Consider the following 22780-nt stretch of genomic DNA (forward strand, 5'->3'; position numbering starts at 1 on the left):
ACAGGCAATCACGCCCGTCGCCGAATGGGAAATACCTGCACGGCATGGACCTAGTCGAAAGAGTTATAGGCAGGCCAAGCCCGCGGCGCGTCTTTGCAGCCCAGAGAAGAAGACTGCCGCGGTACAGATCCCAACATTTAACAAAAATTCGGGCTAGCGACTCAGGGGCGCTCCGCTCCTCCGTGGTGGACGAAAATTTTCCTGTCAGCTGCGGTTAGCGGGTGGTTGCGCCCAACCAACTCCGAGATGATGCTGAAGGGTGTTTCGGTCGACCCCGGTCGGACTATGTTGCTGATGAGCCCGCAGGCTAGCGTGGGGCGGAGGGCACAACCCTGTCCACGGGAACCGTGGAATGTTGCCTTCGAGCACGAGTGTCAGATTCCTCTTTCACCCCGCTCTCCCCGAAACACTCTCCATTGCAGCGGAATTCGAGTATTCACGAGCCAGTGATGGATGATGGAAGTGCTCCATGCGCGGTGCGCGAGGATTGACTGTTCGAAGAGGGACGCGAAGGTCTGCGTGCGGATCCAGGGCCAGCGCGGACGCGTGAGGTCGGCGATGTTGAGCACCTGGGGTGCCACGACCAGCCAGATTCTGGCGCTGCGTGAGCACCTGATCGGTCAAAAGGTCGGCTGCGTGGTGATCGAGTCGACCAGCGACTGTTGCAAACCGTTTTACTACCTGCTCGACGACGAACTCGACGTGGTGCTGGTCAACGCCGCCGCGGTGCGTAACCTGCCCGGCCGCAAGACCGACGTCTCGGATGCGGCGTGGCTGGCCGATCTGCGCGCCTACGGCCTGGTGAAGGCCTCCTTGGTGCAGCCGGCCCTATCCGGCCGTTGCGGGACCTGACGCAGGCCCGCACGGTGATCACCCGCGAACGCACTCGCGAAGTCCAACGGCTGGAGAAGCTGCTCGAAGCCGCCGGCATCAAACTGTCCTGAGTGGCCACCGACAATCACCGGGTCTCCGGGCGGGCGATGCTCGAAGCGCTGGTCGCCGGCCAACGCGACCCCTTCTGCGCTGGAAACCGCTACCTCAAAGGCGCCCTGGGCATCGCCGCGCTCTCCGCGGCACGCTCGAAGAACGCCTACTTCGCCGCGTAATACAAACGCATCGCCGCCCGCCGCGGACCCATGCCCGCTATCGTCGCCGTCGAACACGCCATTGTCATCGCCGCCTGGAACCTACTCACCAATGGCGACTTCTACCGCGACCACGGCACCGACTATTACACCGCACACCAACCCGCCAAAGCACGCGCCATCCACCAACTCCACGCCCTGGGCTACCGCGTCACCCTCTAACCACTCGCCGACTCGGCCTAACCCACTAACTAACCACGCCGGTCACCGGTTGTGGTCACCCAATTTTCGTGTCAGCCGCCCCACTTGGCGGCTTCGGCCGCGTCGCGGGCCATCATCGCCGTGGTGTTGGCCTCGTGGGTGCTGGCCATCGCCTGGTAGGCGCGCACCAGGTCCTCCATGGCCTGGTTCCACTGCACCTGCCACGCCTGGTAAGTCACCCCGGTGTCACCCTGCCACGCGTTCTGCAAGGCGGCCTGCTCGGCCGAGATGTCGGCGCCTAGGCCTTGCAACGTGCCCGCGTAGCCCGACATGTCCCCGGCGTGGGCGAGCATCGCCGGGTAGTTGTACATGATCTGCGACATGACTATTCCTCTCAGAAGCTGTTGTAGGAGGAGGCGGCGACGGCGTCAGCAGCCACGTACGTACCGGCTGCCTCGCCGAGGTTGGCCTGGGCGGTGTCCAACAGCGTGTTCACCCGGGTGGCTACCTCCACGAATCGGGCATGCGCGGCCTGAAACGCCGCCGCGGATTCGCCCTGGTGAAACGCCTGCGCCGACATGGCAGCCTGCTCGGCCTGACCGATCGTGTGCCGCATCAGTCCCGCCTTGGCGCTGAACGCCGACTGCGAGGACACCAACTGCGGAATATGAGCGTCCAACAAACTCATGAGAGTCCTTTCCTGGATGTGTATGAAAGCTTCGTGCCCTGCGGGTCATCTCGCGGGCTCGGGTTCCCCCTTCCCCAGATCAGCCACCTAACACCCCGTAGGTCGCGGCGGCCGCAGCGTCTCCGGCGAGATAGCTGGCACCGGCCTCACCGACGCCGACTCCGGCACGCCCCAACTCCTCGACACCCTGGGCCGCGACGGCGGTGTGTTCCTGCCCCTGCGTGCTAAACGCAGCCGCGGTCTGCAACGAAACCGGGTCCGCCGCCGCCGGAACCACCGCGGTGATCAACGGCGCCGCGCTGGCATGTGCGGCCGCCAACCTCGCAGTCAGCGCCTCCACCGCGGCGCTGGCACCGGCCAGTCCCTCCGGGACAACTCGCAACGTCATGACTGACTTCCCTCCAGTTGCCTATCACCAAATAGCGCGGCCGCTCCGATCATCGGATTGACCAGTTGCACGTACGTCGGGGTATCGCTGTCGGACAGCAGAATTCCGCGACCGACGGGCAGGCGGTTGAAGCGCTGCCCGCGAATCTTGCCGCTGTACTGCGGGTTACCCGCCAGCATCAGCATGGTGGCCTGCAGATCGTTGAATCTGCGTCGCAGAGGGCTGGTCATCAACCCCCTGCCGCCGATCCCGACGCGCGCCCGCTGACGATCACCCGAAGACCCAGATCGCTCGCCTGACTCAGCAATTCGATCAACGGGCTCCAAGGACGCTGCCCGAGGAAGAGGACGTTGGTGGCGGCCGAGGCCGGAACCTGGCCGACGTCGTCGATGATCAGGTAGTGGGTGTGGCCCTGGTAGCCGCGGGCCAGCTTGGCCGGCGATAGACCCGACGACGGGTGCCGTGACTCGATGATGCGCCCCAGCTGGCGGCGATGCATCGAGTCGACAGCCGTGTTCACCGACACCGTCCAGCCCTCCTCGCGCAGACATTCGACCAATCGCGCGAAACCATGCAAGCCCGTTGGTTAGCGGTAGAATCAACCACTACGAACCCTCAGGATCGAAAGTTGACACCGCGATCCTCGACTGTTTCTCTCCGCAGAGCGACAAATTGGAAGTCGAGCTGGCTTTCGCATTTTCAACCGGCCAGCTCAGCTGGCTGCGGCAGCCATGTCGCTGGCAACATGGGCAAGCGCACCGCTTCGCCTGCATCAACGAAATTCATCGACGCAAATCCGGCAGGCCTCATAATGCGCCCTCGCTCCGGAGTCGCGGCAGCACCCAAAGAGGTTGCACTGTGATCAGATGCCAACACGGAGGACCCGTTGCCCGCTGAAACCGGCGCTAGGGCTGGCACTAGCCGGGTCTCCGCCGTCACCGTATGGTCCTCAGTTACTTCCGCCCTCATTGCTGAGGCACTCAGCAGTCCCGCCCCGGCTAGGCCGGAAGATTCGGCCACGCTAGCCACGTCCGAAAGATACCCGCCGATGCCTACGGGCAAAGCAATCGGCAGCGCAATCGCAGAACTTGCTAGCGACACAGGCGTTGCGATGAGGAGAAAGAGCGGGCTCAAGAGGATTGCCAAGAATCCAAAGACTAGCGCTTCGACGGCGATGATGAAGGGGAGCAGGAAGGCGATGGTTACCGCGAGCACGATGATTCCAAACGCCAACTCCAAAGATACCAAAAGTATCTGGATCAGGATTTCGATGATAAGAGGAAGAGCCCCCACTGCAGCGCCAGCAAACGGAAAAGCAGTCGACGCAACGGAATTGCCCTTGAGCAACGCAGGCGCTGGAGCACTCGGCGGCGAGGAAGCCAACGCCACACCCGAGGCCGCTTGATATACGCCCATGGTGGTTGCTGCCTGGATCCACATACGCAAGTAGTCAGCCTCGTTCACGGCGATCGGAATCGCGTTGATGCCAAAGAAGTTCGTGGCAATCAACACTGCATGGGCCGCATGGTTGGCTGCTAACTCGGCTAGGGTCGGCATGTCCGCCAATGCCACAACGTACGCGGCAGCAGCAGCCTCATGCTGAGCCGCCACTCTCATGTAGTCGGAGCTATTGGTGATCAACCAGCTGACGTAGGGCACATGCGCCGCAATATAGCTCGCCGCGCTCGGACCCTCCCATACCCCGGCTTGCACCAAGCCGAGTAAGGATGTGAGTTCTTGAGCGGCCGAGGCATATTCGGCGCTAAGGGAGGACCATGCCGCCGCTGCTGCATGCAGTGAAGTGGGACCCGGACCCGCGCTCAGCAATGCCGCATGCACTTCCGGTGGCGTGGCCATCCATACCGGCGCAGTCATGCGAGACAGCCAGCATGACGGTCGGCGACCGCCGGTACAGCGCCAACCGCATCGGCCGCAGCGGAGTCAGCGGCGCCGAGTCCGGCCACGGCGTAAAGATCGGGATCGCAACGCCCGCAGTTATGCCAAATGGCCGAAAGCAACTGATGTTTGACGCCGTGTCGCCCCGGCAATGTAGGCCGCTGGCCGGCGCGGCCGCAGGCACTCCGCGGCCGCAATGCGCACACATCGGAGTGATCAGTGATCGCGTTGACAAAGCCGAACGAGTCGTCGCCCGGAGTCTCGGACACATCAAACACACCGATCACATGAAGAACATCGAAGACATACGTAACCGCGGTCGTCATCTCGCGTGCCTTTTCGTTTGGGGATGCCTCGCTTCGGGTTTCATCGTCGGCGACCCTCGCGCAGTTTCTTATTTTGTTGCATTGCAGTCTGAGACGGTACTACCTGTTCGCTATGCCCCCATAGTGCACGTAGATAGTTCGTGCTTGTTGCCTCTTGAATGTGACGTGAGCCGTCGTGGTGGAGCATTAGATCTGTACCCGTGTCGTAGGTTAAACCGCCGCCTTAACAGCGTTCTCTATACAGCGGCCATCGTGCAGAAACCGCTTCAGCCCGGCGGCCCGAGAACTCAGCGCACGCCAAGAGTCCGCCAAAGGCGCCCCCAGCACCGAAAGCAGGCGTGCATAAAACCCGGGGCGGTTCGTAGTCCTGCGGAGAAATGTGATTACCGGTGATTTTATCCTCAGCGATGCCCGCCAGGTGAAGATATTGGCGTGCAAGCTCGAGGAGCCATCATGCGCGAATCAAGACAATTCCAACGACCAGTATGCCTAGTCAACGAAGAGCCCGCATGTCTGGCATGACTGTGCTCAATCATCGGTGTCGGGCGTGAATACCGCATAATCACGGCCAAGAAAAGAGGCAAGAGTGCCACCGTGAGGGTCAGAATCAAAACGCGAGTCGTAAAGCGATCGATGTCTGCCACCTCGTCAGCCATCATTCGAGGCAAGATCTTCAAGTGCTTTCCTTCGGGCCTCTTGCAAACGCAGTTGCAACCCACCGACTTCGGCAACCTGCGGGTGTGATGACTGGACGGAGGTAAATTTCCGATGTAATCAACATACTCAAGACCGCGATGACGCCCCCGAAGACGCAGCAGACTAACCAGAGAGTGTGGGTCGCCGCGACCAGATCGTTGTTTGGGTGCCGAAGCGCGTCACCGGCGAAAGTGCCACACAAGGCAACACCGAGACTCATTCCCACATACCGTGCAGTCACGGCGATCGCGGATGCCGCGCCCGAACGGAACCCGGGCAAAGCGCCGACGACAGAACTTGTTGAAGGGGTTGGCGTCAGCCCGAATCCGACGCCAAAAATTGCTAACCAGCACATCAGTGCCCACGGCGGCGTACTGGCGCTAAGTTGAGTTAAAGCGAGCGAGGCCAGCGCTAGCGCAAGCCCTCCTAGAAGTAGAGGTGGCCGATTACCGAATTTGCTGGCCAATCTACCAGAAATGAGCGGTGCAACTACGATGCTCAAAGAAAGCGGAAGATACATAAGCCCGGTGTGGACAGCGGTGTAGTGTCGTTGAACCTCAAGGTACAACGGCAGAATAAACAATAAGGCCCCGTATGCTGCATAGGTGCTGACGATTATTAAAAGCGCACCGGAAAACTTGACATCCCCGAACCATTTCAGTTCGACCATGGGACGGGGGTGGCGTTGTTCGATGTGGACGAAAGCCAAAAGAGCTAATACCGCGACAACTATCGCGACGATAACGCAAGGATCAAGCCAACTACGCTCAGGACTTTCGATGATGACAAACACCGTTGCCGCAAGAGCGCACGCGGCAAAGACTTGGCCGATAGAGCCTTCTGGCCGCCTCCGCGATGAAAGCGATGACGCTGGAACGTGCCTGTTGACGATTAATAGGGTAACAGCACACAATGGCAACACTATCACGACCAACGCGCGCCATCCCATCGAATCAACGATCTCCCCGCCGAGAATCGGGCCGACGCCGACACCTACGCCTACTGCCGAACTCCATATGCCAATAGCTCGTACTCGATCTCTCGCATCGACGAAAACTTGCGCAATCGTCGAAACCGCGGCCGGACCCAGCATGGCCGCACCACTTGCCTCCAACAGTCGAGCAGCAATGATGAGACTGGGAGAGGGCGCCTGACTGCAGCAGAGCGAGCCAAGAGCAAATATCAGAAGGCCTGAAGTGAACACTCGTCTGGGTCCGAGCCAGTCAGTAGCAGCACCACCTGCAAGCAGCAGGGCCGCAAGCCCCAGACTATAGATTTCGACCATCCACTGTGCCATAGCTGCGGAAGGGTGGAGGTCATCACGGATATGCGGCAAGCCGGTGTTGAAGGCCTGCGCGTCGACGACGGTTATCAGCAGACTGAGCCAGCAAGCAGTCAAAATATGCGACTTTTGTGGCTTATTGTAGCTGCTCGCCGCGTGCTTTCTGCTAATACACGTATGCAAGGCTGCCTCCGCCATCAACTTACTTCACTTTCCGGCGTCTTGAAAAAACAGACCCAGGGGCGATTGGCATTTGGGCATCGGGCAGTTGCGACATTTTTGATGCTATAAGCGTATGAAAGCTTTTTTGTCTTTTCCGAAACGCAAGCTGGAGAGTAAAAGGAGCAGAAGCAACCTAAGTATTTCACCGTAATCCGGAACTTTTCCTCGCATTGATTAGCGCAGCAAATTCCGTCATTACCACGACCGGAAAAGTCTCCAATTAATTGGCCACTGCCGAAACGACAATGAAAGAGATCACTCCATATCCGGTACGAGAACCCGTGCGACCTTCCCGATCGACATTGCCAACCGGACGGTGGATAGCTCTGGGCGCCGCCGCCAACCCCGCCGCCAGTTGGGAGAGCACTTCCCACTCCATCACCCGTATTCATCCCCGGGGTACCGACAGTTTCAAGATCGGTGCTGTGAGGGTGAACTGCCGGATAACCTGCAGGATTGGTGACGGTGCCATTGATTGAGTCGCTACCCGTGCCGGAATCCCCAACTTGCTGCGGCATCACCGGTCCGCATCGAAGCGGGTTTCCTCCAGTTGTATCCGAAGAATGCGCATAAACCCCATTCGGTGCCTCCACACCGGGACCGGCCGGCACCCCTGGGCTGGCTATCCCACCACCGAGCACATCCAGACCAACCGGCACCCGCGGAATCTGTTGAGCGACAGGACTCCCTGTGCCGTCGCCCAATACCCTGGAACAGGGTATCGCGGCTTGAAAGATAGAAGCCGCGGTGTTGGAAATTCCCCGTCCGGAGCCTTGAGGCTGTAAACCTGCAGTTGTCCCCGGGGGCCATACCGGACCTCCGGTCCCACCCTTGGGACGCGGATCACAGGACCCTCCATCAACGGCCCAACCGCGAGCGGACCACCCCGGCCTAACCGTGCCACCACCCGCAGCAGTCCCACCACCAGGGGCAGACCAACCCGGACTAACGGTAGCGCCGGAACGCGGACCATAAGGCAGCGGGCTGGCGCCGGGAAAAGCGGACCCCTGGGGTTGCGCAGCTGCGCCGACAATGCCACTGGAATCAAGCGCCGCAGCTAGAAGACTTTCCGCGTGTGCTACCACAAACGACATGAGATCCCCTTCAACATGCGGCGAATGTTGCGAGCTGTTATGAGTAAATCGGAATGAGAAGGGTTTGAAGCTGGTGCTGCTGTTGAGCTCCGAAAACGTCCCGGTCATCGACTGAACCAGAAATAATGGGACGCTTCGTTGAAATCTTGATCGCGTTGCAAGAATCAACAAAATAGCTTCCGATTACCCTGTCCGCAGGGAGATCGAGGATCGAAGCGACGCTGTCCCTGTGAAACAGATTTGAGCGCAATGCAGCGTGATAGTCCTCAATCGTGGAGAATATAATGTCATACGTCTGTATGCTAATTCCAGCATCTTTGCTGCGGATCACGACCGCGATGTCCAACAGTCGCTTGGTCTGGACTACGTCGCCAGAGACTGGTACATCCCTGATAACCGATATCTTAGACGGGTCGACATCGTCCGGATTGCCCGCATTTCCGATTTGAACGTATTGCGGATCCTCTGTGCGGATAAATCTCCAGTCAGCACCTAGAGCCTCGTAGTAGCTGATCTTGAAGAGTGAATCGGTAATAATTCTCTCATTTTGCAAGAGGTGGAAAAGGGACCACTCGTATGCGTCAGCGGCATCCAGCCGGAACAGCGATCCACTGCGGGGTGAAGCGACGCTTTCCAACCGAGCGATTTCGGCGTCATGTCGTTCCACCAGACGTTCGCGCTGCCGATCAACGGTGCGCAATAGGGCTACAGGTTTCGTTGCATCCGCCTCGATGATGCGGTAGCTCGCAGCCTTGAGCGCGTCAGGGAATTGGCGGCGAATCATCTCGTGGACCGCGATCTTGATTGTCGAGTAGTTTTCAAAGAAAACGGTGTCGCGAGTGCCGCTTGGAACGATTGCGCCAAAACTGCCGTCACCCCGCTGAAAGTCGATGAGATTCGGTGAGAGCGGGTAAGCGATGTTGCCAGCAGTTGAACGACGACCGGGGTAGCCGTAGTGAATGAGATAGTGCGTCACCAGGCTAGCCAAAAGAATGGCAGCCTGACGGGTGGGCGATGTCGTCTCGACGATCATTCCCAATTCGCGGTCACCTTCCGCAATTCCTCGCGCCTCCACCCCATTTCGACCATAAACGAGAATATCGTCAGGTACGGCATCTAGGTCCGAGGGGTCGATGTGAACCAGGGAGATCCGTCGAGCGCCGACGCGGCGCGAACCTTCGAGCTTAATGCTCAATGGCCACGGCTTTCCCGGACGAAGAAAACAACTGCCGCGTATACCGGCGACCGCTGAGTCGCGAGCTAAGAATTCGGTGTGCTGCATTGAAAGCACACCTTCTGGGTAAAACTGTAGCTGAGGGTGCTCCTCTTCGTACAGAGAGTGAGCGGCAATTGAATACGGAGTGCAGGACCGATCTGGGTTTGGAGCCACGAAATAGGCTGCTCCATCCGAGAACACCTCGGCGATGAGGCAGTCCGAAGGCGTGCCGGGGTCGCACGCTAAAGCGCCGCACTCAAGTATGTGACCTACATGGTATGCCAGGCCCGGATCGATATTCTTTCTAATCATGTCTGCCGCGAAGAGAGTGACATCGCAGGAGCGACCTGCGAAGATGAACTGGGCTCCCGAATCTAGAGCGGCAATGATGGGGTGCAGGCCCATCTGGCCGACAATGGTGCTTTCGGCAAGTGTGGTCTCGTCGATGGACGGGCCCGAGCCTATTGAAATCAGGGCTCCAGCGCGGTACTCGGAAATTACAGTTTTAGCATCGATCTCAGAGCTGATAACTGCAACCTTAGCCAAGGAAACACCAAGGTCGCTGAACACTTCTTTAGCAACTTCGATCATCCACTGTAGATTGCGGTCACCTCCAGCCATTCCGCAGCTGCCAAGGATGGCGGGCGCGCCTGTTTCTAACGCAGCTTGGACCACGTTCAGAAAGTCAGTTTTTACGGCCTCTCGCTCGAAATATTGCTGGCCGCTACCTAAGTAGAATGGGCCTGCATCCATCGAGCCTGCATCGCAGACAATCGCGTCAACTCTTCCCTTGATTGCGGCCTGGAGCGATTCGGGCGGGAAGCCATATCCGAGTGCGCCGCAAGGGGAAACCACTCGGTAGATCATGCTTGTCATCTGAATTCCCATGCGCACTGTCGGGTGAGTTGTAGACACCTCAGTACAGCACGCCGCCGTTGTCGGCGAAAATACGCTTTCTGCGTCGGCGTATAGGTCGAAGTTATGGGCACCGCACTTCGAAGGGCCGGCAAAGTGCGTCGTTCTTCATCTGGTTTAGCTCGCGCTTGGTGCGTTGCCGACTGGGAAGGTGACCGTGCTCACTGAAATTCCCCACTGACGCTCATCGAAATTCCCCACCCGTGTGGCTCCGCCGAGAAGGGCGGGCCTCCCTCGATGCTGCTGGTGTCTGACGCCAACAGCTCCACTCGAAGGAGGCCCGCTTTCTCATGCTCACATGGGAGGACGACTTGTAAGTACACGCCCTACGCAAACGTGGTTGGTCAATCTCAGCGATCGCCCGGCACACCGGCCATGACCGCAAGACGGTCCGCAAGTACCTCGCCGGCGACGCCGAACCGGGAGTCCGGGCCCGGCCCTGCCCGGACTCGTTCGACCCGTTCGTCGACTACGTGTCGGCCCGGTTGGCCGAGGACCCGCACTTGTGGGCACGGACCCTGTTCGACGAACTTGGGGGCCTGGGGTTCGGGCTGTCCTATCAGAGCCTGACCCGTAACATCCGTGCGCGGAATCTGCGGCCGACGTGTGAGGCCTGCCGGACGGCAACCGAGCGCCCCAACGCGGTCATCGAGCATCCGCCGGGAGATGAAACCCAACGGGACTGGCTGGAATTGCCTGACCCACCCGAGTTCTGGGGGTGGGGCAAGACCGCGCACCTGCTGGTCGGTTCGCTCGCCTGTTCTGGAAAGTGGCGGGCGGCGTTGTCACCGTCAGAGAATCAGCCGCACTTGGTGGCCGCGCTTGATCGGGTGGTCCGTGGCCACGGCGGGGTGACCCGCTGCTGGCGGTTCGACCGGATGGCCACCGTGTGGGATCCGGGCTCGGGCCGGGTCACCGCATCCTTCGCCGGGGTGGCCAAACATTGCGCGGTGTCGGTGGCGATCTGCCCGCCGCGCCGCGGTAACCGCAAGGGTGTGGTGGAGAAGATCAACCACACTGCCGCGCAACGCTGGTGGCGCACCCTGGCTGATGGGATGACCGTCGAGCAAGCGCAAGCCGACGTGGATCGCTTCGCCCGGGTACGGGTCGATACGAGGCTCCGTGCCACCGCTGACGGCCGATCCTCTGTCGCCGTGGTGGCCCAGAGCGAGCAGCTGTCACCGCTGCCGGCCCGGCCGTATCCGGTGATCGTCACCGAGTCGCGGACCGCGTCGCGCCAAGCGTTGGTGTCCTACCGCGGCAACCGCTACTCGGTGTCACCGGAGCTGGCCGTAGCCCAAGTCAGGGTGAGCCATCCCGTGGGAGGCGACTTCCTCGATATCGCCACCATGAGCGGGATCATCGTGGCCCGGCATCGGATGGCCGCCGACGGGCTCGGGGTGATGATCCGCGACAGCGGACACGTCATCGCCCTCGATACCGCTGCGATGGCCGCCGCGGCCACCGGGCGACCGCACCGCCGCAAGGAACGCATCCCGCCCGGACCTGAGGCGAAAGTTGCTGCCGCACAGCTGCTCCAATTACACGCCGAGACCACCACCTCAGACCAATCCTGCACGCCATCAAACGATTCCACTGTCATCGACCTGTCCGCTTACGAGCGGGCCGCCCAGAACAGGACCGTCCAATGACCCCCGCCGCACGCACCCCGAAGACCACCCCCACCGCCGCCGTTGACAGCGAGTCACCGTCGGCTGCGTCCAGCCGGTATCAACAGCTGCGCTCACACCTGGCCGAGCTCAAACTGCACGCCGCCGCCGAGGCACTTCCCAGCGTGTTGGATCAGGCCACCGCGGAGGGCCTGTCGCTGACCGTGGCCTTGGAACGGCTGCTGGCCGCCGAAGTGGACGCCAGCACCGCCCGACGCCTGGCGGGCCCGTTGCGTTTCGCGTGCCTGCCGACCCCGGCCACACTTGCCGACTTCGACGTCGAAGCCGCCGCTGGTATCGATCGCCCGTTGATCGATGAGCTGGGCACCTGCCGCTACCTGGACTCGGCGACCAACATTCTGTTGATCGGCCCGCCGGGTACGGGCAAGACGCACATGTCGGTCGGATCGGCAAGGGCTGCAGCGCATGCTGGATACCGCACCAACTTCACCACCGCAGCCGATCTGGCCGCCCGCTGCCACCGCGCTGCCATCGAGGGACGCTGGGCCACCACCATGCGCTTCTTCGCCGGACCGACTCTGCTGGTAATTGATGAACTCGGCTATTTGCCGTTGCCGGCCGAAGCGGCCGCGGCGCTGTTTCAGGTTGTCTCCCAACGGTATTTGAAGACCTCGATCGTGATCACCACTAACCGCGGCGTTGGCGCCTGGGGCGACATCCTTGGTGACACCACCGTCGCCGCAGCCATGCTCGACCGCCTATTGCACCGGTCGGTGGTCATCAATCTCGACGGCGAGTCCTACCGGCTACGCGATCACCACGCCGCGGCCGATAGCCTCCGACGCGCCACCACCGGCACCCGCTAACCGATACACTGACCCGGCCATTAGGTGGGGAATTTCGGTGAGCACACCCGGGGACTTCCGATGAGCGCAGTCAAAGGCGCGTCCAAGAGACCGGTTCGCGGCTAAGGCCATCCGCCCAATTCCCGAGGCGACACATGCGGACACAACCCGACCAGCTCACTGGCAGGTCTTCGGACTCGCAGGCGGGCACCGATTCGGTGCACCTACTGGCCATCGCTTCCCGGCCCTTATCGGCGGAGTCACACGGGTGAGCACTTTCGGTGAGCAGAACTGAGCAGTTTCAATGAGCGCCGTCACGAGACAGTCCTCGGATTCACACCGGGTTCCCTCTTACGGCGAACAGACATAAACGGCCGCCGCCTGATGCCGACGACGCAAAGAGTGACGCCAGCAAACCAGCTGCGTCCTTGAGGTTACTTGATGAATGTTTACTCGACCACCCGCCACAGGTCAGTCACAGAAACATTCAGCGCGTGTTGGCATTCGCTGCGCCCACTAAACTAACGTGAAATTCATTGCTGCGCAGGGCGGCCGACGAGTTGGGCACCACGCAAGGCTCCGCTCGCGACGTTGCCGACGACGACGCGTTCAACTATGGCTGCAACGGCTTCAGCCGGTCTAGTTAACGGAATCTCGTCAGAAGACACCATCGAGCCGACTAAATAAACCGCGGGCTCGAGAGGTACCGGCGTCGCTAACCCGGTCCCGCTGAAATCGGTATCCCCCCTGGGCAGCAACGCGATTCGAGAGCCGGTTCGGACAGCCGAAATAATGTCAGAGTAGTTCATTGCCTCAGTCTGCGGCCGGATCGACAGACCCTGGGCGACGAGCGCACGGTTCAGACTCACGCGCAGGACATTGGAGGACGGCGGGAGCACGATCGAGTTGTCGGCCAGGATCGATGCTATCGGCCCATCAATCATCTCGCTGCGGGCAGCAAAGAGGTAGAGGCGTTGGCGGAACAAGGTTCGTCTCATTAACCGTGGTAGGGCATCGGCCTCAAACACCACACCTAAGTCAATCTCACGCTGCGCGATCTCAGTGGCAATCGTCTCGCTCTCGGCACTCTTTAGCACCATTCGCACCTTCGGAAGCGCCTCTGCGCACTCCTTGAGGATGTCAGTGGCAAAGAGCGACGCCATTGTGCTCGACATACCTAGGGCCACAATCCCGGCTGGCTCAGCGGCAGACTCACCGAGCACCATGGGAAGCGCCTCGACCCGCCGCAGGATAGCTAGAGCTTCCCGATACAGCACTTCTCCCTGTGCGGTCGGCCGGACACCGCGGGCGCTTCGCAGCAGCAGGACGGTCCCCAATTCAGCTTCCAACGAGGCAACTTGTTGGCTCAACGAAGGTTGAGCTACGTAAACGAGTTGCGCTGCCCGAGAGAAGCTTCCCGCTTCGACGACGGCAACGAAATAGCTCAGATGACGTAGGTTCAGCATCGACAGCCACTCACCCCTAACGCGTCGGACGGCGCCTCAGAATTCAGAACCGCGAGTCGGCAAAGACGTTCTGAGGAGCCTTCAAGGCCAGCTATCGGCGTTTGGTATAGGGACGTCACGAATGCGTAGTACCGCCGCAGCGTCTTCAAAGCAACAGTATAAGACGGCGAAGGAAAAGCAACCGACAACGATGTAGACGCGGCTGGTCACGGGAAAGGCGCATCGCATGACGAGCGTAATCGAGTATGTCTTGGACCGCCTTCATGAGATCGGTGTATCCGAGGTTTTCGGTGTTCCGGGCGACTACTCGTTCGGCGTTGCCGACGCGATCAGTGATCACCGCAGTATCGACTGGGTCGGCTGCAGTAATGAGCTAAACGCCGCCTATGCGGCAGACGGCTACGCCCGGATAGTCGGTGTGGCCGCAATCAGCACTACCTTCGGCGTCGGTGAACTCAGCGCGATCAACGGCATAGCCGGTGCCTACGCCGAGCATCTGCCGGTATTTCATCTCGTCGGCGTCCCTGACACCGCCACTCAGCGGCGGCGGGCGCTCATGCATCACACGCTCGGGGAAGGCACGTACGACGTCTACCGCCGCATGGCAGAGCCGGTCGTCTGTGCTCAGGCAGTGATAACACCTGCGAATGTCATCGTCGAAACCGAACGCATTATCGCCGCGGCGCTCTACGAACAGCGCCCGGTTTACATGGCTTTTCCGGCAGACCTCGTGAACCGAGAGGTGCAGCTCGCGAAGATTGACCTACCTCCGGTGTCAAGCGACCGCGCGACACTGAGGGCTGCAGTCGATGCGGTGCTTGAGTCGTTGAATGTTTCAAGTGCGGTCGCCCTCCCGGGTATCGCGGCTGGGCGCGGGCGGACACGCGATGCTTTAGAAGCCTTTATCGAGGCCTCCGGTCTGCCGTTCGCCACGACGTTCATGGCCAAGTCGGTGCTTGATGAACAACACCCTTCCTATATCGGCATGTACGCCGGCTCGCTGATCAACGAGCAAGTCAGGAGCTTCGTCGAAACGAGAGATGCGATAATCAACATCGCTTCGCCATTCACTGACTTCAACTCCGGGGCCTTTACGGCAGATCTGGATCCCACGAAGGTAGTCACAATCGGGCGCCACCGCACGGCAGTCGGTGGGGTCGAGTACGTGGGTGTTGAGATGGTTGATCTATTGTGGGAGCTAAGCCGCGCAGTGTCTCGGCGCGAATGGCCCAGTATATCGCCGGAGTCAGCGCCACCGGTGCTGGTTTCGGATCACAACGCCATCACCGCTGAAGTGCTGTACTCGCGATGGACTGACTTCCTCGAACCTGAAGACATCATCGTCGCCGAGACTGGCACCATCTCGATGGGGCTCGCATTCAGCCGGCTTCCTACGGGAGCATCCTTTCACACGCAGAGCCTGTGGGGATCCATTGGTTGGGCCACACCGGCGGCATTCGGAATGGCTGTCGCAGCACCCGAGCGCCGCGTGCTGCTATTTACTGGCGACGGATCACATCAGCTAACCGCCCAGGAAATCAGCCAGTTCGAACGGCGTGGGCTGAGACCGATCGTATTTGTGCTCAATAACGGTGGATTTCTCATTGAGCGTCTGCTGTGCAACTCTCCGACGCGCGAATACAACGACATCGCCGAGTGGAACTACTCGCTGCTGCCCGCTGCGTTAGGGTGTGACAGGTGGTTCGCGGTTCGGGTGACCACTTGCGCCGAGCTGGACGATGCGCTCGCCTTCGCCGCCACCGCCAATGGCGCCTACATCGAAGCAGTAACCGAGACCTACGCGGCTCCGCCTCTCGCTGAACACCTCGGGGTGTCGCTTAAAGCACTCAGGGCGAGCTGAGGGTCCCCCTCGACGGAGCCTCGACCTACGCACCAGCAATCGAGTCGCGCCTCGCCGGCGGCTTCTGCGTAAGCGCAACCGCTCAGGGCGCCTGCAACTACGCCAACATCTGCGAACATTGGCCCAACTTCCGCACCGACACCAGCTACCTACCCGTCTTCGCCGCCCAATGCGCCGACACCGGAACACTGGCCAAAGACGCCGAACAACGCGGCTGGATCAGCGAAGCAGACCGCCACTGCAAGCTCATCGAACGACTCGACGCCGCGATCGCACAGGTCCAAACCGGATGAACGACTTATCATTTCGCGTCGAGCAAGCCTGCATCGATCTCGCCAACAACCACCAGCCCGTCACCTTCACCGCCGTCGCCGACGCCTCGCATGTGTCTCGCGCGACCCTCTACCGTAACCCCACACTCCGCGTCCTCGTCGAACACCACCAACGATCCAGCACACCGGCCAACCCTCTAGACCGCCTCGACGAAGACGTCGCCACTCTCCGCATCGCCCTCAAGAATCTCGCCGAGCAAATCCGCCGCCACGACCAACAAATCCGTCGTCTGAACCGGCTAACCGCCAAACTCTCCACCGGTTAGCCGGATAAGCGTTGGACAACGCGCTGCTGGGACGTCCCCTGATCGGCAACGGCACCAATGGCGCACCCGGCCAGGCGGGTGGTGCCGGAGGATTGCTGTTCGGCAATGGCGGCTACGGGGGCAACGGCCTCAGCGGCCAGCCGGGCGGCAACGGCGGTAGCGCCGGGCTGATCGGCAACGGCGGCAATGGCGGCAACGGCGGCAGCGGCGGATTGCCATAGGGCAATGGTGGATCCGGCGGAATGGGGCACCGGAGCGGCCGGCATTAGCAGTGGCAACGCCATCCTGTTCGGCAACGGAGGCGCAGGCGACCAGGGCGGCACCGGCTCCACCGGGGCCAACGGTGTCAACGCCACCATCAGCAATCAAGCCGGCGCTGGCACCGACGGGATTGACGTTACGAGCCATCGCGACGCCGTTGTCACCAATGCGGGCGACGGCCAGGACGGTGCCTCCGCAGCGGTCGGGGGCACGGGCGGCACGGGCGGCACCGCAACTGCCAACGGTCCCAACGGCAACGCTACGGCCGGCAATGGTGGGGCCGGCGGCGTCGGCGGGATCGGAGCCGGCGGCGACGGCGGAGTGGCTGTTACCAATTCGGTTACTGCCGAGGGAGGTTCAGGAGGAAATGGGACCGTCGGGATCGCGCCCGGTAGTCCCGGTGGCGCCAGCGGCGACGGCGGGAGGGCCACTCGGGCACTGGCGGATCTGCTTTCGGCGTCAATGGCGACGACGGCGGCACCGGCGGCAACGGTGGCCGTGGTGGTGTACTGATCGGCAACGGAGGCGCAGGCGGGGCCAGCGGTACCGGCGGGACCGGAGGCATCGGCGCGGTGGGTGGCCAGGGCGCCGTAGGCGGCACGGGAGGCATTGGTGGGGTCGGAGGCGCCGGCGGCGGATCGGCCTCGGAAAGATCCTTCGGGATCGGTGGCAACGGCAGTGTCGGTCGCAACTGCGGCACCGTCGGTGACGGTGGTAACGGAGGGGCCAGCGGCACCAGCGGCGCGGGGTGGTTCCAGTGAGTTCCTGCTAGGTCAGGACGGTGCCAGCTTCGACAGCGCTCAAGGCGGCACTGGTGGGGCCGGTGGCGCCGGGGGCACGTCCGGCATCGGCAGTGTCGGCGGCAGCGGAACGCTTGCTGATGGTGCCCAAAGGTTGGATGGCACGGCGGGCGGCAACGGCAACGCGGGCCAGAACGGCTAGGTCGTACTCGTCGTGCTACGGGCCACTTGTCCCGACGACGCCCGGGTTAAGAGCGGCATCAGCCGGCCGCGGGCGGGCGCGGCATCACGGTGAGGCGCCGTCCATAGCGGGGCACCACACCGTTAGCACCGCGATTGGACCCGGCAGGCAATCCAGGCACACCCGGCATTCCCGCTTCGACCGGTTCGGCCCCGGGCAGAATTGTGAAGCCACCGACGGGTAGCGCTTTAACCGGTGCACTGGCTGACGCGGCCCAGCTCGGCGGAACTGACAACTGCCCGATCCCCTTCGCCTGTGAAAGTCCGGCTGCGACAACACCGCTCGAGCCCGTTGACCGGACAGCCGCGATCAGCGGAGACAGGCTGGCCGAAAGGGCTTCGCCTAAGCCCCCCGTTGCCCCGGCAGCCGCGGTCTCTGCCGGCCGTAGCGAATTCAGAGTTGCAAAAAACGCCGTGAAGATTGCCACATCGGAGTTCATAATCGATCCCACCGTGTCGACTAGGTCGATGAACTCCTGAAAATCATCAGGTATCAACTGCGGCAACGAGAGTCCGTCGAGCACGGCCGGAACTCTGGTCGTCAACTCGGTGAGTAGCGTCTGCATGGCACCGCTGCCGGCCGCGCCCGCGAGTTGCGGTGGCGGGGTGTACGGCGTCAACCTCGTTGCCAGAGCCGAGTTGGCGGCATAGTTGTACATTGCGGCGGCATCCTGCGCCCACATCTCGGCGTAGGCCATCTCGGTAGCCGCGATCGCCGAGGCGTTCTGCCCGATAATGTTGGTTTCGATGAGGGAGGCCAGCTGGGTGCGGTTAGCAGCGATTGCGACTGGCGGGACGGTGGTCGCATAGGCTTGCTCGAAGGCCGCCACCGCTGCCCTGACCTGTTGGGCGGCCCGCCTTGCCCGAGCGCTGGTGCTCCGCAGCCATGCCACGAAGGGGGCGGCAGCGGCACACATCGCTGAAGATGCTGGGCCCCACCAATATAAGCCTGTCAGGCAAGAAAGCACTTCGCTGTAGCTGTCTGCCGTAGCGGTCAATTCATCAGCCAGACTTTCCCAGGCAGCGACAGCCGCAATCAAAGATCTTGGGCCCGGCCCAGCGTACATCCTGGCGGAATTGACTTCCGGGGGCAGCATCGCATAGTCCATCACTTCATCGACCTCTCAATGCGACTATTGATCGCCTTCGTGCAGTAATGGTGGAGACGGGAAAGAGCTCGCAGCGCGCCGAGCTAGTCCAAAGCCGCTGTTCGCCAGCCACAAAGAGACTCGATGAGGTCGTATTTGCTCCCCGCGATCAACAAAGAGCGCCGATTGCGCGGGCGGCGGCAGCGGGGCGCGAACATGCGGTCCCTCAACCGGAATCGCTCGGTGTTCCTTCGGGGATATCGGCGTTGGGTCCGCAACCAGACGTACAAGACCCGCCCGGCGTCGACGCTGACGCTGCCTGATCTGAATAGGCTTGGGCGGAGAATTGTTTCAGGACCAACTGGAGCCGACAGCGCTATCGGTTTGCGCCATGTTGCTACCCGCGGCCTGAACCTGTTGGCCGTGGGAGTTCGCCTGCTCGTATATCACCTGAAAGTTGCGGCCTAACTGACTAATGAATTCCTGGCAAGCCACCGAACCAGCGCCGCCCCAGAAGTCGCCGGCGGCCAACACATCACGAACGATCGCCTGGTGCTCGGCCTCAAGCGAAGCTGCCTGAGCGCGGATGGTCGCACCGTGAGCATCGACGTCGCCGAACTGATAATTGATGGTCATAGTTTGTTCTCCAAGATGGTGAAGATCCTCGGCGTCAGCGGGCTGCGACCGCTAGCTGCCCAGGATCTGCTGGGATGCCTGCTCTTGCTGTTCGTAGTTGTTTGCGTCGCGGAAGAGTCCGTCGCGCACTGAGTGCAGCATGTTCACAATGTTGCGGAATGCCGTGTTGATCTGGCCCATGGTGTCCAACGACGTCGCTTCGGCCAGACCGCTCCATCCCGCACCCGAAATGTTCTGCGACGATGCCCACATCTTTCGTGCCTCGTCCTCTACCGTCTGGGCATGTGTCTCGAATCGACCCGCCATCGAACGCATCTCGTGCGGATCTGTCATAAACCGGCTTGGCATATGTATGTTTCCTTCCAACTAGCGTGATTGCATTTGTCAGTTCCCTGATGCGTTGTTCGTCTTGGCATCAACCCCTTTGCCGATTAGCCGGCGGATGGCGGCCGCGGCATCACGTATGGCTTCGGAGTCACCCGGAGCGCACTGCTGACGCCATTACCGTTGGATGAGTTGCCTGTCTGACCCACCGGCAGGCCACTGAGCATCTGTCCCGGCACGGCTTTCACGGCACTCCCTGCCGTGGCCAAAGGCAGTGCGCGGGCTGCCGGGGTAACCGTTTGGTTGGCGGCTGCCCACGCCTTCGGCACCGAGAGCTCGCCAACTGAAGCTGCCCGACCGAGAGCCGCTGACATGCCGCCTGCCACGGCAGACGATCCCAGACCACTGCCCATGGAGCCGCCCAGCGGCGTGAACGCGCTGACACCACCTTGGGCCACCAACGCGCCGGCTTTCGTCGCTGCAGGAGCAAAGCCCTTCAGCATTGAGCTCGTGGTGTTGGTCATCGACAATTGCGTGCTCAGCATCGACAACTCGTTGTTGGCTATGGAGACGATGTTGCTGGCCGGTCCTAAGTGTGGAGAGATGGTTTCCCACAAAGACTTTGATCCGGTCAGAGCAGCGCTGGTTACGTTCTGTGCCGATTGAGCGTTCGTAGTCTGCTGACCTGGCAGGGACATTTGTTGCAGCGCCCGCGGCACGCCCGTTATCAACTGATTGGCCGCCAGGCTGTCAACTGCTTCGTCCACCACCGATACCTGTTCGGCTATTCCGCCGGCGTTGGTGACTTCTGGGGCGTCTTCAAATGGAGTCAATGATTGAGTAGCCACCGCCGCAGAAGCGGCATAGCCATACATCGCCGCGGAGTCCTGGGCCCACATTTCACCATATTCCGCTTCGGCGACGGCGATAGCCGGCGTATTTTGCCCAAAAAGGTTGGTGGCAATGAGAATAGCCAGCCGGGAGCGGTTCTCGGCGACGATCACCGGCGGCACCGTCATGGCGTGTGCCGCCTCGAAGGCCGCTGCCACCGTCCTGGCCTGATTGGCCGTCAACTCTGCTTCGGACGCAGTCATTCGCATCCAAGCGACATAGTTCGACGAGGCAGCCGCCATCAAACTTGCGGACGGCCCTATCCAGGGCCCTACCAATAAGCCCCACACGGTCGATTGCAAGGCAGTCGCTGAGATGTGCAAGTCTCCGGCCACACCGTCCCACGCTGCAGCAGCGGTCAAGATCGGGGCGGAACCCGGACCGGTGTACATCCTGGCGGAGTTGATCTCCGGAGGTACTGCGCCAAAGTCCATTTGGCATTCCTCATCTGGCCGCGGCAGCGTTTGCCGCTTCGGTGGTTGCGTAGGAATTGCCGCTAGCGGCCAATGTGGCGACCAGCTGGTCATACACTGCCGTGGCTCTGGCGCTGATCGCCTGATACATTGCCGCGTGCGCGGCGAGTTGCGCCGCGACCAAGGTCGAAACCGGGTCGGCTGCCGGTGGCAATACGGCAGTCGTTGGTGCAGCCGCAGAGGCATTTCCGGTTACCAGTGCTGCACCCAGGGCCCCTAACGTTTCGGACGCGGCCATCAAAGCCGTCGGCTGTGCGGTGACAAAAGGCACATTTACCTCCCAGGCGATTAAACGACTGTCAAGGCACAACCGCGTGGTCGTGTAGCCCTCGATGGCTCACGAGTTCGCCTCAAACCACTTGCCGTGCAGACGAACTGGCGTGTCGTGCCTACAGAAAGTGTTGCCTATAAGAATGGTTTGCGGTAGTACGTATCCGACTATGCCGCCATAGGGCAAGCCTGAGGGGCCGGGGTGGGCCAGGACAGCTGGCTCCGATTCCGACAATCGTTGCCGCAGTTGTCCGTTGACCGGCACTGCAACTATGCGGCCGAATCGGTCATTTCGTCAGCGCAGGCGACGCACCGCTGCTCAAGGCCACTTCACGGCAGTCACCGAACCGCTAGAAACTCTGCGCCGCAACCCATTGCGTTTTGAACTGGTCACCAATGCCGGTGCCCGATCGGCGCTGTGAACAAACCGCGGCTTTTTGACCGGACCTTAGGGCGCCCGGCCTAAACTACGATGGCTTGCCGCGCACACGCGGAATGCCAGTTTCGACGTCACTTCTCCGACGACGTCATACCGGGCTTCAACTCGTCGCCCGGCTGGCTGATCACCTCGATGGCCGCGAGCGGTCCGGGTGCGCCGAGATGTACTCCATGAACCCACTCAAGCCAGCAGTGAAATCTTTGAACAAGCTGGTGCGGAACACAATCGCGTGACCGTGTTCATTGAACACCGCAGGCGGAGGACACCGCATGACGAAGGCGAACAAGAGAGGCAAGACCGCGAACTTGAGGGTGACGATTAAGACGCTCGTCGTAAAGGGGTCAACATCTTCCATCACGTCCCAAGACGTTGGCGCCATCTTCAAGTTTCAGGCTCCTTAGACGGATAACAGCTTTCTTGCAACGGTTTGGTCTCGTAGGTGCCAATTGTGTACGCCGAGCGAGGTAGAGGGTCAGTCTAGGCATGCCGCCGCCGGCACATATCTCCACCGCGCCTTGATCCGCGCAAACCAGAGGCCGTCACCACCGGAAGAAGTCATTGAGAAGCCCTCCGGTGCCGTACCAAGAATGGAACAGATCCTCCCATATCCGGTACCAAAGCCCGTGCCAGCTTCCGGCGCCGCACTGGCCACCGGTGGCAAGATTGCCACTGCCGCCTGGGCTGAGGCCGCCGTCAGTTGGGACAGTCGCACCCCCGCCCGTGCCCGTGTCTGTTGCCGGGCCGACAACGGTGCCTGGATCCGTGCCGGCACCTGGGACGGCATCCGGTTGAGTTACGGGACCGGTATCGGTCGTGTTCGAAGGCACCGAATCGGTTCCATTCGACACGTCTGCCCCGGCCCCGCCCGGTGTGGTCGGTGTGCCGGCCGGACTCGCCGGCGCACCCGTGAGCGTGTCCCCACCGTCACCACCCGGCACCACGTCGGGATTGAGCCCACCACCCGTGAGCACATCCCCACCGTCACCACCCGGCAAAGCATCGGGATTA

The 22780-nt window shown here is 61.4% G+C and carries 19 protein-coding genes and 4 pseudogenes; 8 read left to right on the forward strand and 15 right to left on the reverse strand.

All coding sequences use genetic code 11. The features are described 5' to 3' along the window. Positions 1 to 456 precede the first annotated feature (456 nt). Positions 457 to 1307: pseudogene (locus AC5Y7D_RS29640) on the forward strand (IS110 family transposase). A gap of 71 nt (positions 1308 to 1378) precedes the next feature. Here the strand turns inward: AC5Y7D_RS29640 and AC5Y7D_RS29645 are convergent. The 8 genes and pseudogenes from AC5Y7D_RS29645 to AC5Y7D_RS29680 form a co-directional block, all read right to left on the reverse strand. Next, a complete protein-coding gene (locus AC5Y7D_RS29645) occupies positions 1379 to 1669 on the reverse strand; it encodes a WXG100 family type VII secretion target (protein WP_499929611.1) in 291 nt (96 codons plus the stop codon). Positions 1670 to 1680: 11 nt separating this feature from the next. After that, positions 1681 to 1974: a type VII secretion system protein EsxG gene (esxG, locus tag AC5Y7D_RS29650; protein WP_499929612.1), complete on the reverse strand. Its 294-nt coding sequence runs from the start codon at positions 1972 to 1974 to the stop codon at positions 1681 to 1683. 79 nt (positions 1975 to 2053) lie between these two features. Then, entirely contained in the window at positions 2054 to 2362 is a 309-nt protein-coding gene (locus AC5Y7D_RS29655; RefSeq protein ID WP_499929613.1) for a PE family protein, read from the reverse strand. After that, positions 2359 to 2840 (reverse strand): annotated as a pseudogene (locus AC5Y7D_RS29660) (type VII secretion protein EccC); the annotation flags it as partial. The gene AC5Y7D_RS29655 and the pseudogene AC5Y7D_RS29660, both read right to left, overlap by 4 nt. A 221-nt stretch (positions 2841 to 3061) precedes the next feature. Continuing rightward, positions 3062 to 4237 (reverse strand): PPE domain-containing protein, encoded by a 1176-nt coding sequence (locus tag AC5Y7D_RS29665; RefSeq protein ID WP_499929614.1) that lies wholly within the window; start codon positions 4235 to 4237, stop codon positions 3062 to 3064. Next, on the reverse strand, positions 4234 to 4584 hold the full coding sequence (locus tag AC5Y7D_RS29670; RefSeq protein ID WP_499929615.1) for a hypothetical protein: 351 nt from the start codon (positions 4582 to 4584) through the stop codon (positions 4234 to 4236). Before AC5Y7D_RS29670 ends, AC5Y7D_RS29665 begins: the two co-directional genes overlap by 4 nt. A gap of 673 nt (positions 4585 to 5257) precedes the next feature. Then, positions 5258 to 6760 carry an MFS transporter gene (locus AC5Y7D_RS29675; RefSeq protein ID WP_499929616.1) on the reverse strand — a complete coding sequence of 501 codons (1503 nt, stop codon included), beginning with the start codon at positions 6758 to 6760 and terminating at the stop codon, positions 5258 to 5260. Positions 6761 to 7915: 1155 nt separating this feature from the next. Further along, entirely contained in the window at positions 7916 to 9970 is a 2055-nt protein-coding gene (locus AC5Y7D_RS29680) for a DUF4387 family protein (protein WP_499929617.1), read from the reverse strand. Between the two features lie 386 nt (positions 9971 to 10356). Between AC5Y7D_RS29680 and AC5Y7D_RS29685 the strand changes: the two genes are divergently transcribed. Both AC5Y7D_RS29685 and istB read left to right on the forward strand, forming a co-directional pair. Next, positions 10357 to 11661, forward strand: a complete 1305-nt coding sequence (locus AC5Y7D_RS29685) for a Mu transposase domain-containing protein (protein WP_499929630.1) — start codon at positions 10357 to 10359, stop codon at positions 11659 to 11661. Further along, positions 11658 to 12506, forward strand: a complete 849-nt coding sequence (istB, locus tag AC5Y7D_RS29690) for an IS21-like element helper ATPase IstB (protein ID WP_499929618.1) — start codon at positions 11658 to 11660, stop codon at positions 12504 to 12506. Before AC5Y7D_RS29685 ends, istB begins: the two co-directional genes overlap by 4 nt. A gap of 512 nt (positions 12507 to 13018) precedes the next feature. Here the strand turns inward: istB and AC5Y7D_RS29695 are convergent. Then, positions 13019 to 13951, reverse strand: a complete 933-nt coding sequence (locus tag AC5Y7D_RS29695) for a LysR family transcriptional regulator (RefSeq protein ID WP_499929620.1) — start codon at positions 13949 to 13951, stop codon at positions 13019 to 13021. Between the two features lie 226 nt (positions 13952 to 14177). On the opposite strand from AC5Y7D_RS29695, the gene AC5Y7D_RS29700 reads away from it, so the two are divergent. From AC5Y7D_RS29700 to AC5Y7D_RS29720, 5 genes and pseudogenes are all read left to right on the forward strand, one after another. Further along, positions 14178 to 15812, forward strand: a complete 1635-nt coding sequence (locus tag AC5Y7D_RS29700; RefSeq protein WP_499929621.1) for an alpha-keto acid decarboxylase family protein — start codon at positions 14178 to 14180, stop codon at positions 15810 to 15812. Positions 15813 to 16101: 289 nt separating this feature from the next. Further along, a complete protein-coding gene (locus AC5Y7D_RS29705; RefSeq protein ID WP_499929622.1) occupies positions 16102 to 16410 on the forward strand; it encodes a hypothetical protein in 309 nt (102 codons plus the stop codon). A gap of 20 nt (positions 16411 to 16430) precedes the next feature. After that, positions 16431 to 16631 (forward strand): annotated as a pseudogene (locus AC5Y7D_RS29710) (PGRS repeat-containing protein); the annotation flags it as partial. A 4-nt stretch (positions 16632 to 16635) separates the two neighbouring features. Then, a complete protein-coding gene (locus AC5Y7D_RS29715; protein WP_499929623.1) occupies positions 16636 to 17184 on the forward strand; it encodes a hypothetical protein in 549 nt (182 codons plus the stop codon). Positions 17185 to 17349: 165 nt separating this feature from the next. Continuing rightward, a complete protein-coding gene (locus AC5Y7D_RS29720) occupies positions 17350 to 17613 on the forward strand; it encodes a hypothetical protein (protein WP_499929624.1) in 264 nt (87 codons plus the stop codon). A gap of 58 nt (positions 17614 to 17671) precedes the next feature. On the opposite strand, the gene AC5Y7D_RS29725 is transcribed toward AC5Y7D_RS29720, so the two are convergent. The 6 genes and pseudogenes from AC5Y7D_RS29725 to AC5Y7D_RS29750 form a co-directional block, all read right to left on the reverse strand. Beyond that, entirely contained in the window at positions 17672 to 18760 is a 1089-nt protein-coding gene (locus AC5Y7D_RS29725) for a PPE family protein (protein ID WP_499929625.1), read from the reverse strand. 330 nt (positions 18761 to 19090) lie between these two features. Continuing rightward, positions 19091 to 19375, reverse strand: a complete 285-nt coding sequence (locus AC5Y7D_RS29730; RefSeq protein WP_499929626.1) for a WXG100 family type VII secretion target — start codon at positions 19373 to 19375, stop codon at positions 19091 to 19093. A gap of 51 nt (positions 19376 to 19426) precedes the next feature. Continuing rightward, on the reverse strand, positions 19427 to 19723 hold the full coding sequence (locus tag AC5Y7D_RS29735) for a WXG100 family type VII secretion target (RefSeq protein ID WP_499929627.1): 297 nt from the start codon (positions 19721 to 19723) through the stop codon (positions 19427 to 19429). Positions 19724 to 19806: 83 nt separating this feature from the next. Further along, positions 19807 to 21024, reverse strand: a complete 1218-nt coding sequence (locus AC5Y7D_RS29740; RefSeq protein ID WP_499929628.1) for a PPE family protein — start codon at positions 21022 to 21024, stop codon at positions 19807 to 19809. 10 nt (positions 21025 to 21034) lie between these two features. Then, the gene (locus AC5Y7D_RS29745) at positions 21035 to 21334 is read right to left on the reverse strand and encodes a PE family protein (protein ID WP_499929629.1); all 300 of its coding nucleotides are present in this window, start codon (positions 21332 to 21334) and stop codon (positions 21035 to 21037) included. A 977-nt stretch (positions 21335 to 22311) separates the two neighbouring features. Next, a pseudogene (locus tag AC5Y7D_RS29750) lies at positions 22312 to 22780 on the reverse strand (hypothetical protein); the annotation flags it as partial.

Source organism: Mycobacterium sp. NGS49 (genome assembly GCF_059812565.1).

Excerpts from the sequence above, each read along its gene's own strand:
- AC5Y7D_RS29645 (WP_499929611.1), bottom strand. The coding sequence starts at position 1,669 with ATGTCGCAGATCATGTACAACTACCCGGCGATGCTCGCCCACGCCGGG.
- esxG (WP_499929612.1), bottom strand. The coding sequence starts at position 1,974 with ATGAGTTTGTTGGACGCTCATATTCCGCAGTTGGTGTCCTCGCAGTCG.
- AC5Y7D_RS29655 (WP_499929613.1), bottom strand. The coding sequence starts at position 2,362 with ATGACGTTGCGAGTTGTCCCGGAGGGACTGGCCGGTGCCAGCGCCGCG.
- AC5Y7D_RS29665 (WP_499929614.1), bottom strand. The coding sequence starts at position 4,237 with ATGACTGCGCCGGTATGGATGGCCACGCCACCGGAAGTGCATGCGGCA.
- AC5Y7D_RS29670 (WP_499929615.1), bottom strand. The coding sequence starts at position 4,584 with ATGACGACCGCGGTTACGTATGTCTTCGATGTTCTTCATGTGATCGGT.
- AC5Y7D_RS29675 (WP_499929616.1), bottom strand. The coding sequence starts at position 6,760 with ATGGCGGAGGCAGCCTTGCATACGTGTATTAGCAGAAAGCACGCGGCG.
- AC5Y7D_RS29680 (WP_499929617.1), bottom strand. The coding sequence starts at position 9,970 with ATGACAAGCATGATCTACCGAGTGGTTTCCCCTTGCGGCGCACTCGGA.
- istB (WP_499929618.1), top strand. The coding sequence starts at position 11,658 with ATGACCCCCGCCGCACGCACCCCGAAGACCACCCCCACCGCCGCCGTT.
- AC5Y7D_RS29695 (WP_499929620.1), bottom strand. The coding sequence starts at position 13,951 with ATGCTGAACCTACGTCATCTGAGCTATTTCGTTGCCGTCGTCGAAGCG.
- AC5Y7D_RS29700 (WP_499929621.1), top strand. The coding sequence starts at position 14,178 with ATGACGAGCGTAATCGAGTATGTCTTGGACCGCCTTCATGAGATCGGT.
- AC5Y7D_RS29705 (WP_499929622.1), top strand. The coding sequence starts at position 16,102 with ATGAACGACTTATCATTTCGCGTCGAGCAAGCCTGCATCGATCTCGCC.
- AC5Y7D_RS29715 (WP_499929623.1), top strand. The coding sequence starts at position 16,636 with ATGGTGGATCCGGCGGAATGGGGCACCGGAGCGGCCGGCATTAGCAGT.
- AC5Y7D_RS29725 (WP_499929625.1), bottom strand. The coding sequence starts at position 18,760 with ATGGACTATGCGATGCTGCCCCCGGAAGTCAATTCCGCCAGGATGTAC.
- AC5Y7D_RS29730 (WP_499929626.1), bottom strand. The coding sequence starts at position 19,375 with ATGACCATCAATTATCAGTTCGGCGACGTCGATGCTCACGGTGCGACC.
- AC5Y7D_RS29735 (WP_499929627.1), bottom strand. The coding sequence starts at position 19,723 with ATGCCAAGCCGGTTTATGACAGATCCGCACGAGATGCGTTCGATGGCG.
- AC5Y7D_RS29740 (WP_499929628.1), bottom strand. The coding sequence starts at position 21,024 with ATGGACTTTGGCGCAGTACCTCCGGAGATCAACTCCGCCAGGATGTAC.